The organism is Kluyvera intermedia (assembly GCF_034424175.1).
Taxonomy (GTDB): Bacteria; Pseudomonadota; Gammaproteobacteria; order Enterobacterales; family Enterobacteriaceae; genus Kluyvera; species Kluyvera intermedia.
In genome coordinates this window covers 4,468,611-4,481,463 of the sequence record NZ_CP139986.1, presented here as the reverse complement: position 1 = coordinate 4,481,463, position 12,853 = coordinate 4,468,611, and the positions used below count along the sequence as shown (strand labels likewise).

General features: G+C 49.5%; 10 protein-coding genes, 5 tRNA genes and 2 rRNA genes. 16 read left to right on the top strand and 1 reads right to left on the bottom strand.

Annotated elements, in window-relative coordinates; genetic code table 11:
• The first annotated feature begins 72 nt into the window (after window positions 1–72).
• The 5 genes from U0026_RS21540 (at window position 73) to birA (ending at window position 5,776) form a co-directional block, all read left to right on the top strand.
• Window positions 73–147 (top strand) — tRNA-Glu (locus U0026_RS21540).
• Between the two features lie 217 nt (window positions 148–364).
• A 23S ribosomal RNA gene (locus U0026_RS21535) occupies window positions 365–3,274 on the top strand.
• A gap of 97 nt (window positions 3,275–3,371) precedes the next feature.
• A 5S ribosomal RNA gene (gene rrf, locus U0026_RS21530) occupies window positions 3,372–3,487 on the top strand.
• Window positions 3,488–3,788: 301 nt separating this feature from the next.
• Window positions 3,789–4,817: a UDP-N-acetylmuramate dehydrogenase gene (murB, locus tag U0026_RS21525; protein ID WP_062779864.1), complete on the top strand. Its 1,029-nt coding sequence runs from the start codon at window positions 3,789–3,791 to the stop codon at window positions 4,815–4,817.
• Complete coding sequence (gene birA / locus U0026_RS21520; protein WP_062779866.1) at window positions 4,814–5,776, top strand: bifunctional biotin--[acetyl-CoA-carboxylase] ligase/biotin operon repressor BirA; 963 nt, start codon at window positions 4,814–4,816, stop codon at window positions 5,774–5,776. Before murB ends, birA begins: the two co-directional genes overlap by 4 nt.
• 37 nt (window positions 5,777–5,813) lie before the next feature.
• Here the strand turns inward: birA and coaA are convergent, their stop codons facing one another.
• Window positions 5,814–6,764 carry a type I pantothenate kinase gene (gene coaA, locus U0026_RS21515; RefSeq protein ID WP_062779868.1) on the bottom strand — a complete coding sequence of 317 codons (951 nt, stop codon included), beginning with the start codon at window positions 6,762–6,764 and terminating at the stop codon, window positions 5,814–5,816.
• A 412-nt stretch (window positions 6,765–7,176) separates the two neighbouring features.
• Here coaA and U0026_RS21510 point away from each other — a divergent pair.
• From U0026_RS21510 to rplL, 11 genes are all read left to right on the top strand, one after another.
• A tRNA-Thr gene (locus U0026_RS21510) sits at window positions 7,177–7,252 on the top strand.
• A 10-nt stretch (window positions 7,253–7,262) separates the two neighbouring features.
• Window positions 7,263–7,347: transfer RNA gene (locus U0026_RS21505), tRNA-Tyr, on the top strand.
• A gap of 118 nt (window positions 7,348–7,465) precedes the next feature.
• Window positions 7,466–7,540, top strand: a tRNA-Gly gene (locus U0026_RS21500).
• 5 nt (window positions 7,541–7,545) lie between these two features.
• Window positions 7,546–7,621, top strand: a tRNA-Thr gene (locus tag U0026_RS21495).
• Window positions 7,622–7,737: 116 nt separating this feature from the next.
• Complete coding sequence (gene tuf, locus U0026_RS21490; protein WP_126440922.1) at window positions 7,738–8,922, top strand: elongation factor Tu; 1,185 nt, start codon at window positions 7,738–7,740, stop codon at window positions 8,920–8,922.
• A gap of 222 nt (window positions 8,923–9,144) precedes the next feature.
• Window positions 9,145–9,528 (top strand): preprotein translocase subunit SecE, encoded by a 384-nt coding sequence (gene secE, locus U0026_RS21485; RefSeq protein ID WP_062779283.1) that lies wholly within the window; start codon window positions 9,145–9,147, stop codon window positions 9,526–9,528.
• Between the two features lies 1 nt (window position 9,529).
• Window positions 9,530–10,075: a transcription termination/antitermination protein NusG gene (gene nusG / locus U0026_RS21480; protein ID WP_062779286.1), complete on the top strand. Its 546-nt coding sequence runs from the start codon at window positions 9,530–9,532 to the stop codon at window positions 10,073–10,075.
• 159 nt (window positions 10,076–10,234) lie between these two features.
• Entirely contained in the window at window positions 10,235–10,663 is a 429-nt protein-coding gene (rplK, locus tag U0026_RS21475) for a 50S ribosomal protein L11 (RefSeq protein WP_062779289.1), read from the top strand.
• A 3-nt stretch (window positions 10,664–10,666) separates the two neighbouring features.
• Window positions 10,667–11,371 (top strand): 50S ribosomal protein L1, encoded by a 705-nt coding sequence (gene rplA / locus U0026_RS21470; protein WP_062779291.1) that lies wholly within the window; start codon window positions 10,667–10,669, stop codon window positions 11,369–11,371.
• 417 nt (window positions 11,372–11,788) lie between these two features.
• Complete coding sequence (gene rplJ, locus U0026_RS21465; RefSeq protein ID WP_024548056.1) at window positions 11,789–12,286, top strand: 50S ribosomal protein L10; 498 nt, start codon at window positions 11,789–11,791, stop codon at window positions 12,284–12,286.
• Window positions 12,287–12,352: 66 nt separating this feature from the next.
• On the top strand, window positions 12,353–12,718 hold the full coding sequence (gene rplL, locus U0026_RS21460; protein ID WP_052285352.1) for a 50S ribosomal protein L7/L12: 366 nt from the start codon (window positions 12,353–12,355) through the stop codon (window positions 12,716–12,718).
• Window positions 12,719–12,853 lie beyond the last annotated feature (135 nt).

Here is a 12,853-nt window from a genome sequence, read left to right as displayed (position 1 = left end):
CCTTTGAAGTGTCCACACAGATTGTCTGATAGAAGTAATGAGCAAGACGGCTGCGAAGTCGTGACACATCGTGTCCCCTTCGTCTAGCGGTTAGGACTCCGCCCTTTCACGGCGGCAACAGGGGTTCGAATCCCCTAGGGGACGCCACTTGCTGGTCGTGAGTGAAAGGCACAACCCATCGATATCTCAAAACTAACTCAGTGAGTTACGTTTGAGATATTTGCTCTTTAAAAATCTGGATCAAGCTGAAAATTGAAACGACACACTGTATCTGTTCTCCGTAATAAGAACAGATAAGCGGTGTGTTCGAGTCTCTCAAATTTTCGCAACGCGGAATGTTTTACGAAACATCTTCGGGTTGTGAGGTTAAGCGACTAAGCGTACACGGTGGATGCCCTGGCAGTCAGAGGCGATGAAGGACGTGCTAATCTGCGATAAGCGTCGGTAAGGTGATATGAACCGTTATAACCGACGATTTCCGAATGGGGAAACCCAGTGTGTTTCGACACACTATCATTACGTGAATACATAGCGTAATGAAGCGAACCGGGGGAACTGAAACATCTAAGTACCCCGAGGAAAAGAAATCAACCGAGATTCCCCTAGTAGCGGCGAGCGAACGGGGAGCAGCCCAGAGTCTGAATCAGCATGTGTGTTAGTGGAACGGTCTGGAAAGTCCGGCGATACAGGGTGATAGCCCCGTACACAAAAATGCATGTGTTGTGAACTCGAAGAGTAGGGCGGGACACGTGGTATCCTGTCTGAATATGGGGGGACCATCCTCCAAGGCTAAATACTCCTGACTGACCGATAGTGAACCAGTACCGTGAGGGAAAGGCGAAAAGAACCCCGGCGAGGGGAGTGAAACAGAACCTGAAACCGTGTACGTACAAGCAGTGGGAGCCTTGATTTATCAGGGTGACTGCGTACCTTTTGTATAATGGGTCAGCGACTTATATTCTGTAGCAAGGTTAACCGAATAGGGGAGCCGAAGGGAAACCGAGTCTTAACTGGGCGTTAAGTTGCAGGGTATAGACCCGAAACCCGGTGATCTAGCCATGGGCAGGTTGAAGGTTGGGTAACACTAACTGGAGGACCGAACCGACTAATGTTGAAAAATTAGCGGATGACTTGTGGCTGGGGGTGAAAGGCCAATCAAACCGGGAGATAGCTGGTTCTCCCCGAAAGCTATTTAGGTAGCGCCTCGTGAACTCATCTTCGGGGGTAGAGCACTGTTTCGGCTAGGGGGTCATCCCGACTTACCAACCCGATGCAAACTACGAATACCGAAGAATGTTATCACGGGAGACACACGGCGGGTGCTAACGTCCGTCGTGAAGAGGGAAACAACCCAGACCGCCAGCTAAGGTCCCAAAGTCACAGTTAAGTGGGAAACGATGTGGGAAGGCTCAGACAGCCAGGATGTTGGCTTAGAAGCAGCCATCATTTAAAGAAAGCGTAATAGCTCACTGGTCGAGTCGGCCTGCGCGGAAGATGTAACGGGGCTAAACTGTGCACCGAAGCTGCGGCAGCGACACTATGTGTTGTTGGGTAGGGGAGCGTTCTGTAAGCCGTTGAAGGTGTCCTGTGAGGGGTGCTGGAGGTATCAGAAGTGCGAATGCTGACATAAGTAACGATAATGCGGGTGAAAAACCCGCACGCCGGAAGACCAAGGGTTCCTGTCCAACGTTAATCGGGGCAGGGTGAGTCGACCCCTAAGGCGAGGCCGAAAGGCGTAGTCGATGGGAAACAGGTTAATATTCCTGTACTTGGTGTTACTGCGAAGGGGGGACGGAGAGGGCTATGTTAGCCGGGCGACGGTTGTCCCGGTTTAAGCATGTAGGCGGAGAGTTTAGGTAAATCCGGACTCTTATTAACGCTGAGGTGTGATGACGAGGCACTACGGTGCTGAAGTAACAAATGCCGCACTTCCAGGAAAAGCCTCTAAGCATCAGGTAACATCAAATCGTACCCCAAACCGACACAGGTGGTCAGGTAGAGAATACCAAGGCGCTTGAGAGAACTCGGGTGAAGGAACTAGGCAAAATGGTGCCGTAACTTCGGGAGAAGGCACGCTGATATGTAGGTGAAGTGGTTTACCCATGGAGCTGAAATCAGTCGAAGATACCAGCTGGCTGCAACTGTTTATTAAAAACACAGCACTGTGCAAACACGAAAGTGGACGTATACGGTGTGACGCCTGCCCGGTGCCGGAAGGTTAATTGATGGGGTTAGCTGTAAGGCGAAGCTCTTGATCGAAGCCCCGGTAAACGGCGGCCGTAACTATAACGGTCCTAAGGTAGCGAAATTCCTTGTCGGGTAAGTTCCGACCTGCACGAATGGCGTAATGATGGCCAGGCTGTCTCCACCCGAGACTCAGTGAAATTGAACTCGCTGTGAAGATGCAGTGTACCCGCGGCAAGACGGAAAGACCCCGTGAACCTTTACTATAGCTTGACACTGAACACTGGTCCTTGATGTGTAGGATAGGTGGGAGGCTTTGAAGTGTGGACGCCAGTCTGCATGGAGCCAACCTTGAAATACCACCCTTTAATGGCTGGTGTTCTAACGTAGACCCGTTACCCGGGTTGCGGACAGTGTCTGGTGGGTAGTTTGACTGGGGCGGTCTCCTCCTAAAGAGTAACGGAGGAGCACGAAGGTTAGCTAATCCTGGTCGGACATCAGGAGGTTAGTGCAATGGCATAAGCTAGCTTGACTGCGAGAGTGACGGCTCGAGCAGGTGCGAAAGCAGGTCATAGTGATCCGGTGGTTCTGAATGGAAGGGCCATCGCTCAACGGATAAAAGGTACTCCGGGGATAACAGGCTGATACCGCCCAAGAGTTCATATCGACGGCGGTGTTTGGCACCTCGATGTCGGCTCATCACATCCTGGGGCTGAAGTAGGTCCCAAGGGTATGGCTGTTCGCCATTTAAAGTGGTACGCGAGCTGGGTTTAGAACGTCGTGAGACAGTTCGGTCCCTATCTGCCGTGGGCGCTGGAGAATTGAGGGGGGCTGCTCCTAGTACGAGAGGACCGGAGTGGACGCATCACTGGTGTTCGGGTTGTCATGCCAATGGCATTGCCCGGTAGCTAAATGCGGAAAAGATAAGTGCTGAAAGCATCTAAGCACGAAACTTGCCCCGAGATGAGTTCTCCCTGACTCCTTGAGAGTCCTGAAGGAACGTTGAAGACTACGACGTTGATAGGCTGGGTGTGTAAGCGTAGCGATACGTTGAGCTAACCAGTACTAATGAACCGTGAGGCTTAACCTTACAACGCCAAAGGTGTTTTGTAGGTAGAGAGACACAATATTCAGCTTGAGACAGATTAAATCGACATGCAGAGATGCGTGTTGATAAACAGAATTTGCCTGGCGGCACTAGCGCGGTGGTCCCACCTGACCCCATGCCGAACTCAGAAGTGAAACGCCGTAGCGCCGATGGTAGTGTGGGGTCTCCCCATGCGAGAGTAGGGAACTGCCAGGCATCAAATAGTGAAGAAGCCCATCCTGCCGGATGGGCTTTTTTGCGTGTGTGCGAAATGAAAGGCGGATAAAATCCCGGCGTCACTGCGTTCGCCCGGGCGACAACAGCCCCGTCCGGTAGCCCGGATAAGGCGTTTACACCGACTCCGGGGTGGATCTGAACCAAAAATTCCCAGCCCCCACCAACATACGGTGAAAATCCCAGCCATTATATCGGCTACACTACTCCTCTTCACATAACCGCAAGCCTTCCCCGTGCAGATACGGTAAACTGTCGTCGATTTAGCCTCAGGAAAGCAGCCATGACCCACTCCTTAAAACCCTTGAACACCTTCGGCATTGACCATTGTGCAAAACACATCGTATGCGCGGAAAATGAACAACAATTATTAAATGCCTGGCAACACGCTACCCGTGAAGGGTTACCGGTTTTAATTCTGGGTGAAGGGAGCAATGTCCTGTTTCTGGAAGACTTTTCTGGTACCGTCATCCTTAACCGCCTTAAAGGCATTGAGGTGACGGAAACTGCAGAAGCATGGCATTTACATGTTAATGCCGGGGAAAACTGGCATCAATTAGTCCGTTTTGCATTAGATAACAACATGCCTGGTTTGGAAAATCTTGCACTGATCCCGGGCTGTGCTGGATCTTCTCCAATTCAAAATATCGGTGCCTATGGCGTCGAATTGCAACACGTTTGCGAATATGTTGACTGCCTTGAACTTGCTACGGGCGAACGAAAACGTCTGTCCGCGGCTGAATGTCAGTTCGGTTATCGCGATAGCATCTTCAAGCATGCTTATCAGGGCCGTTTTGTCATTGTTGCCGTCGGTTTCAGTTTGGTTAAAACCTGGAAGCCCGTTCTGACCTACGGCGATCTCACTAAGTTGGATCCTGAAACTGTCACTCCACGAGATGTTTTCGATTCTGTATGCAATATGCGCATGACTAAGCTGCCGGATCCTAAGGTCAATGGTAACGCCGGTAGCTTCTTTAAGAACCCCGTTGTTAGCGGTGAATACGCCGAAACATTGCTGGCAAATTTCCCGAAAGCACCACATTACCTGCAAAAGGACGGTAGCGTTAAATTAGCTGCTGGTTGGCTCATCGATCAATGCCAATTGAAAGGCCATATCGAAGGTGGTGCAGCAGTGCACCAACAACAGGCGCTGGTTTTGATTAACGTTGAACATGCTCAGAGCCAGGATGTTGTCAGATTGGCCCACTATGTTCGCCAGCAAGTCGGCGAAAAATTCAACGTCTGGCTGGAGCCGGAAGTCCGTTTTATTGGTAGTTCGGGTGAAGTTAGTGCGGTTGAGGTCATTAAATGAAAGATAATACTGTTCCATTAATCCTCATCTCTCTACTTGCTGATGGTGATTTCCACTCAGGTGAGCAATTGGGTGAGCAGCTAGGCATGAGCCGAGCGGCCATTAATAAACATATTCAGACCTTGCGTGACTGGGGTATCGATGTTTTTACCGTCCCTGGAAAAGGTTACAGTCTGCCTGAGCCTATCCAATTACTGGATGCCGAACGTATTCGCAATAAAGTCAATTATGGAAACGTTACTGTCCTTCCCGTAATTGATTCAACCAACCAGTATCTTCTGGATCGTATTACCGAACTGCAATCTGGCGATGCCTGTGTTGCTGAATATCAGCAGGCAGGGCGTGGTCGACGTGGGCGAAAATGGTTTTCCCCCTTTGGTGCGAATCTATATCTTTCCATGTTTTGGCGTTTAGAGCAGGGGCCTGCTGCCGCAATCGGTCTTAGTCTTGTCATTGGCATTGTCATGGCCGAAGTTTTACAAGAACTTGGGGCTGATAAAGTTCGCGTAAAATGGCCAAATGATCTTTATCTGAATGATCGTAAGCTAGCGGGTATTCTGGTTGAACTCATCGGGAGAACAGGGGATGCGGCGCACATTGTCATTGGTGCAGGTATCAATCTTGTGATGCGTCGGGTTGAGAACGACGTTATTAACCAGGGCTGGATTAACCTGCAGGAGGCTGGCATTGTTATCGACCGTAATATTCTGGCCGCCCGCCTGATTAATGAACTGCATGATGCTTTACGCGTTTTCGAACAAGAAGGGCTGGCGCCCTATCTGCATCGCTGGGACAAGCTGGATAACTTTATTAACCGCCCGGTTAAGTTAATTATTGGCGATAAAGAGATCTTTGGTATTTCTCGCGGCATTGATACTCAGGGGGCATTATTACTTGAGCAAGATGGAATAATTAAACCGTGGCTTGGCGGAGAGATTTCACTTCGCAGCGCAGAATAAAAAAGGGAGCTTCGGCTCCCTTTTTTATTAATCAAGATTATTTACGCAAACGAACTTGTTCAACAGAGTGGTTAGCGCTTTTCGTCATGATAAGACTGGCACGCTCACGAGTTGGTAGGATATTTTCGTTCAAATTCCGTAAGTTAATCTCATTCCATAGCGATGTTGCAATGTTAATTGCTTCCTCTTTTGAAAGCTGAGCATAGTTATGGAAATAGGAATCAGGGTCTGTAAATGCACCTTCGCGGAATTTCAAGAATCTGTTGATATACCAGGATTTTAACTGATCTACTGGAGCATCCACATAAATAGAGAAATCAACAAAATCGGATACAAATACATGATGTGGATCGTGTGGATAGTCCATTCCGCTTTGTAAGACATTTAATCCTTCAAGGATTAAAATATCTGGGTGAGTGACTGTCTTATCACCGTCGGGAATAACATCATAAATAAGATGGGAATAAACCGGTGCAGTGACATCAGGCACCCCTGACTTCAGGTCAGAAACGAATTTGACCAATCGATGCATATCATAAGACTGCGGGAAGCCCTTTTTCTTCATCAACCCACGTTCTTTTAGCACTTCGTTAGGGTGCAGGAAGCCATCGGTGGTGATGAGCTCGACACGGCGATGTTCAGGCCAGCGGCTAAGCAGTGCCTGTAATACACGGGCAGTCGTGCTTTTGCCAACAGCCACGCTGCCAGCAATGCTGATGATATAAGGTATACGTTGACCGTTGGTACCGAGGAATTGCTCCAGTACCGCCTGGCGACGCAGGTTAGAACTTATATAGAAGTTCAGTAGGCGTGATAAAGGCAAATAGATCTCTGCCACTTCTTCAAGCGACAAATCTTCGTTGATACCTTTCAGGCGCGTAATTTCCCCTTCAGTCAGGGTCATTGGCACTGAATCACGCAGCGCCGCCCACTGGCTACGATTGAACTGTAGATAAGGTGTCATTAACGTTTGCTCTTGTTTTTTCATAAGCATGTTCTGGCTACCGCACTGATTTCGCGCGACGCTTCACATTCAGTTAATCAGGACAATGGGCAGGAGGTTAACACCAGATGGAAGAGAAAAAGAAGAAAAAATCCAAATGAGTGGCGCTTTCGTGAGAAAACACCGCTCTTTATCGCAGACCTCAAACAAGAGGACCTGGATGTGGATGCTATAAAGAAGCAAAGGGCAGTCAAAAGCCTATCCTCTATTAGCTTGTGCGGCAATGAGCCTATTGCTAGAGGTGGAGCGATGCGCCATTACCGCTATTTTTGGTTATAAAACGGACGTCTTGCTTGGTTTTTACGCGCAAATGCACAAAACATGAGCGATAGAACATTTTATGCAATTTTTTAGTTGCATGTCGGCACGGGTCTACATAAAATGCGCGCTACTTGATGCCGACTTAGCTCAGTAGGTAGAGCAACTGACTTGTAATCAGTAGGTCACCAGTTCGATTCCGGTAGTCGGCACCATCAAGTGCCTGGTGGGGTTCCCGAGCGGCCAAAGGGAGCAGACTGTAAATCTGCCGTCATCGACTTCGAAGGTTCGAATCCTTCCCCCACCACCATTTTCCGGCTAAGCATTGCGAAGCCAGAGTTGGTTGGTAAGATGACTAGCTCAAAAAAAGAAAAGAGAGAAATCTCTTTTTTTTGCACAGAAAGAACTGGGTAGCCGAGTTTCAGGATGCGGGCATCGTATAATGGCTATTACCTCAGCCTTCCAAGCTGATGATGCGGGTTCGATTCCCGCTGCCCGCTCCAGACGTGCTGATATGGCTCAGTTGGTAGAGCGCACCCTTGGTAAGGGTGAGGTCCCCAGTTCGACTCTGGGTATCAGCACCACTTCACTTCTCCTTCCCGTTTCTCTCTGTTTAAATTAATGCATTCAACAGTTCAGGCTTATCGTCTGGTTGATGTGGTGATATCACCGATTTATCCGTGTATTAGAGGGACTATCGATGTCTAAAGAAAAATTTGAACGTACCAAACCGCACGTCAACGTCGGTACTATCGGCCACGTTGACCATGGTAAAACTACCCTGACCGCTGCAATCACCTCCGTACTGGCTAAAACCTACGGCGGTTCTGCTCGCGCATTCGACCAGATCGATAACGCACCAGAAGAAAAAGCTCGTGGTATCACCATCAACACTTCCCACGTTGAATATGACACCCCGACTCGCCACTACGCACACGTAGACTGCCCAGGCCACGCCGACTATGTTAAAAACATGATCACCGGTGCTGCGCAGATGGATGGCGCTATCCTGGTTGTTGCTGCGACTGATGGCCCTATGCCACAGACTCGTGAGCACATCCTGCTGGGTCGTCAGGTAGGCGTTCCTTACATCATCGTGTTCCTGAACAAATGTGACATGGTTGATGACGAAGAGCTGCTGGAACTGGTAGAAATGGAAGTTCGTGAACTTCTGTCTCAGTACGATTTCCCAGGTGATGATACCCCAATCATCCGTGGTTCAGCTCTGAAAGCGCTGGAAGGCGATGCAGAGTGGGAAGCGAAAATCATCGAACTGGCTGGCTTCCTGGATTCTTACATCCCAGAACCAGAACGTGCGATTGACAAGCCGTTCCTGCTGCCTATCGAAGACGTATTCTCCATCTCTGGCCGTGGTACCGTTGTTACCGGTCGTGTAGAGCGCGGTATCATCAAAGTTGGTGAAGAAGTTGAAATCGTTGGTATCAAAGAGACTGCTAAGTCTACCTGTACCGGCGTTGAAATGTTCCGTAAGCTGCTGGACGAAGGTCGTGCAGGCGAGAACTGCGGTGTTCTGCTGCGTGGTATCAAGCGTGAAGAAATCCAGCGTGGCCAGGTTCTGGCTAAGCCGGGCTCTATCAAGCCACACACCAAGTTCGAATCTGAAGTGTACATCCTGTCCAAAGATGAAGGCGGCCGTCATACTCCGTTCTTCAAAGGCTACCGTCCACAGTTCTACTTCCGTACTACTGACGTGACTGGCACCATCGAACTGCCAGAAGGCGTTGAGATGGTAATGCCGGGCGACAACATCAAAATGGTTGTTACCCTGATCCACCCAATCGCGATGGATGACGGTCTGCGTTTCGCAATCCGTGAAGGCGGCCGTACCGTTGGCGCGGGCGTTGTTGCCAAAGTAATGAGCTAATTGCCGATAACATTTGACGCAATGCGCAATAAAAGGGCATCATTTGATGCCCTTTTTATACGCTGTCGAACCAGAACCTGGCTCATCAGTGATTTTTTTTGCCATAATCATTGCTGAGACAGGCTCTGTAGAGGGCGTTTAGTCCGAAACTCAATTTCGGTTTGGATCGCCTCGCACCCGCGGGGTGGAAATGTTTGTAGAATTCTTCTGACAGGTTGGTTTATGAGTGCGAATACCGAAGCTCAAGGGAGCGGGCGTGGCCTGGAAACGATGAAGTGGGTAGCCGTTGCCGTGTTGCTGATTGCTGCAATCGTAGGTAACTACCTTTATCGTGACATGATGCTGCCGCTGCGTGCGCTGGCCGTAGTAATTATTATTGCTGCAGCGGGTGGTGTCGCGCTGTTGACGACAAAAGGCAAAGCAACCGTTGCGTTTGCTCGTGAAGCGAGAACAGAAGTACGTAAGGTTATTTGGCCGACTCGCCAGGAAACGCTGCACACTACGCTGATCGTTGCTGCGGTCACTGCGGTAATGTCACTGATCCTGTGGGGACTGGATGGTATTCTGGTTCGCCTGGTATCCTTTATCACTGGCCTGAGGTTCTAAGATGTCTGAAGCACCTAAAAAGCGTTGGTACGTCGTTCAGGCGTTTTCCGGTTTTGAAGGCCGTGTAGCCACGTCGCTGCGCGAGCATATCAAATTACAAAACATGGAAGAGCTGTTTGGCGAAGTCATGGTTCCGACTGAAGAAGTGGTCGAAATTCGTGGCGGCCAGCGTCGTAAAAGCGAGCGTAAATTCTTCCCAGGTTACGTACTTGTTCAGATGGTGATGAACGACGCAAGCTGGCACCTGGTACGTAGCGTTCCGCGCGTGATGGGCTTTATCGGTGGGACGTCTGACCGTCCTGCGCCTATCAGCGACAAAGAAGTTGATGCGATCATGAACCGTCTGCAGCAGGTCGGTGATAAGCCACGTCCTAAAACAATGTTTGAGCCTGGTGAAATGGTTCGCGTTAGCGATGGTCCGTTTGCCGACTTTAACGGTGTTGTTGAAGACGTTGATTACGAGAAGTCCCGCCTGACCGTGTCTGTTTCTATCTTTGGTCGTGCGACCCCGGTAGAACTCGACTTTGCTCAGGTTGAGAAAGCGTAAGACGGCGATCAAAAAAGCATCGATTTAATCGTTGCATGAGGCGTGAAATTGACATACAATTTCGCGCCTTTTGTTTTTATGGGCCCAGGCCTGTAAAACGAATTTTTATATCACGGGGAGCCTCCTTGAGGCGCTATTACCCAATTAGAGGATTTTAGAATGGCTAAGAAAGTCCAAGCCTACGTCAAGCTGCAGGTTGCAGCTGGTATGGCGAACCCAAGTCCACCGGTTGGTCCAGCACTGGGTCAGCAGGGCGTGAACATCATGGAATTCTGTAAAGCGTTCAACGCAAAAACTGATTCCATCGAGAAAGGTCTGCCAATTCCGGTTGTTATCACCGTTTATGCTGACCGTTCTTTCACCTTCATTACCAAAACGCCTCCAGCAGCAGTTCTGCTGAAAAAAGCGGCTGGTATTAAGTCTGGTTCCGGTAAGCCGAACAAAGACAAAGTAGGTAAAGTTTCCCGTGCTCAGGTACTGGAAATCGCGCAGACCAAAGCTGCCGACATGACTGGCGCCGACATTGAAGCGATGACTCGCTCAATCGAAGGTACTGCACGTTCCATGGGCCTGGTAGTGGAGGATTAAGAAATGGCTAAACTGACCAAGCGTATGCGCGTGATCCGTGACAAAGTTGATGCTACTAAGCAGTACGACATCAATGAAGCCATTGCTCTGCTGAAAGAGCTGGCCACTGCTAAATTCAACGAAAGCGTTGACGTTGCCGTTAACCTCGGTATCGACGCTCGTAAATCTGACCAGAACGTACGTGGTGCAACTGTACTGCCACACGGTACTGGCCGTTCCGTTCGCGTTGCCGTATTTGCCCAGGGCCCTAACGCTGAAGCAGCTAAAGCTGCTGGCGCTGAGCTGGTAGGTATGGAAGATCTGGCTGACCAGATCAAAAAAGGCGAAATGAACTTCGACGTTGTTATTGCTTCTCCGGATGCAATGCGCGTTGTTGGCCAGTTGGGTCAGGTTCTGGGCCCACGTGGTCTGATGCCAAACCCTAAAGTTGGTACTGTAACTCCTAACGTTGCTGAAGCGGTTAAGAACGCTAAAGCAGGTCAGGTTCGTTATCGTAACGACAAAAACGGCATCATCCACACCACCATCGGTAAAGTGGACTTTGACGCTGACAAACTGAAAGAAAACCTGGAATCTCTGCTGGTTGCGCTGAAAAAAGCAAAACCAACTCAGGCGAAAGGCGTGTACATCAAGAAAGTTAGCATCTCCACCACCATGGGTGCAGGTGTCTCTGTTGATCAGGCTGGCCTGACTGCAGTAGCGAACTAAGATTCGCCTTTACGTGGGCGGTGGATTTGTCTACAATTCTACCCCCACGATTCTGTTGAAATAGACAGACGCTATGCGAGTCATTTGAATTGCGGCAAGGCGGCAAGCGAGTTAATCGCCAGGAGCATAGTTAACTATGTGACTGGTGTGAGCGAGAGTAGCCAACGCAGCAGCAGTTCAAAGGACGAAGACATAGACAAGATTTGTTCGTTGGAGCCTGGCCTATCCAGGCCTCCGTCGAAGACCGCAGGTGTTTCGAAAGAAGCTTAATGCCCTGCGTAGACGGTGACAGAACGCTAAGATTATTTTTAATACTCTGGCTTGTTTCTGCTCACCGTATTTAGACGCTCTTTCCGTTTGGGAGAGTGAAGTGAGTTCCGGGACATGAGTCCCGGCAAACATCCAGGAGCAAAGCTAATGGCTTTAAATCTTCAAGACAAACAAGCGATTGTTGCTGAAGTCAGCGAAGTAGCCAAAGGCGCGCTGTCTGCAGTAGTTGCGGATTCCCGTGGCGTTACTGTAGACAAAATGACTGAACTGCGTAAAGCAGGTCGTGAAGCTGGCGTATACATGCGTGTTGTTCGTAACACCCTGCTGCGCCGCGTCGTTGAAGGTACTCAGTTCGAGTGCCTGAAAGACACGTTTGTTGGTCCGACCCTGATTGCATATTCTATGGAACACCCGGGCGCAGCTGCTCGTCTGTTCAAAGATTTCGCGAAAGCGAATGCAAAATTTGAGGTCAAAGCCGCAGCCTTTGAAGGTGAGTTGATCCCGGCATCGCAAATCGATCGCCTGGCAACCCTGCCGACCTACGAAGAAGCAATTGCACGCCTGATGGCAACCATGAAAGAAGCTTCGGCTGGCAAACTGGTTCGCACTCTGGCTGCTGTACGCGATGCGAAAGAAGCTGCTTAATCGCAGTTGTCTTTGTAAAGTATTTGCTTACGTATAAACTTATACTGATTTTCAGGAACAATTTAAATGTCTATCACTAAAGATCAAATCATTGAAGCAGTTGCAGCTATGTCCGTAATGGACGTTGTAGAACTGATCTCTGCAATGGAAGAAAAATTCGGCGTTTCTGCTGCTGCTGCTGTAGCTGTAGCTGCGGGCCCTGCTGAAGCTGCTGAAGAAAAAACTGAATTCGACGTCGTACTGAAAGCTGTTGGCGCGAACAAAGTTGCAGTAATCAAAGCAGTACGTGGCGCAACTGGCCTGGGTCTGAAAGAAGCTAAAGACCTGGTAGAATCTGCTCCAGCTGCACTGAAAGAAGGCGTGAGCAAAGATGACGCTGAAGCACTGAAAAAATCTCTGGAAGAAGCTGGCGCTGAAGTTGAAGTTAAATAAGCCAACTTTTCTAGTTGAAGCCTGAGAAATCAGGCCGATGGCTGGTGACTTTTAGTCACCAGCCATTTTGCGCTGTAAGGCGCCAGTAGCATTTCACACTGTTTGACTGCTGGCTGTCCTGACAATGCCTGTTTC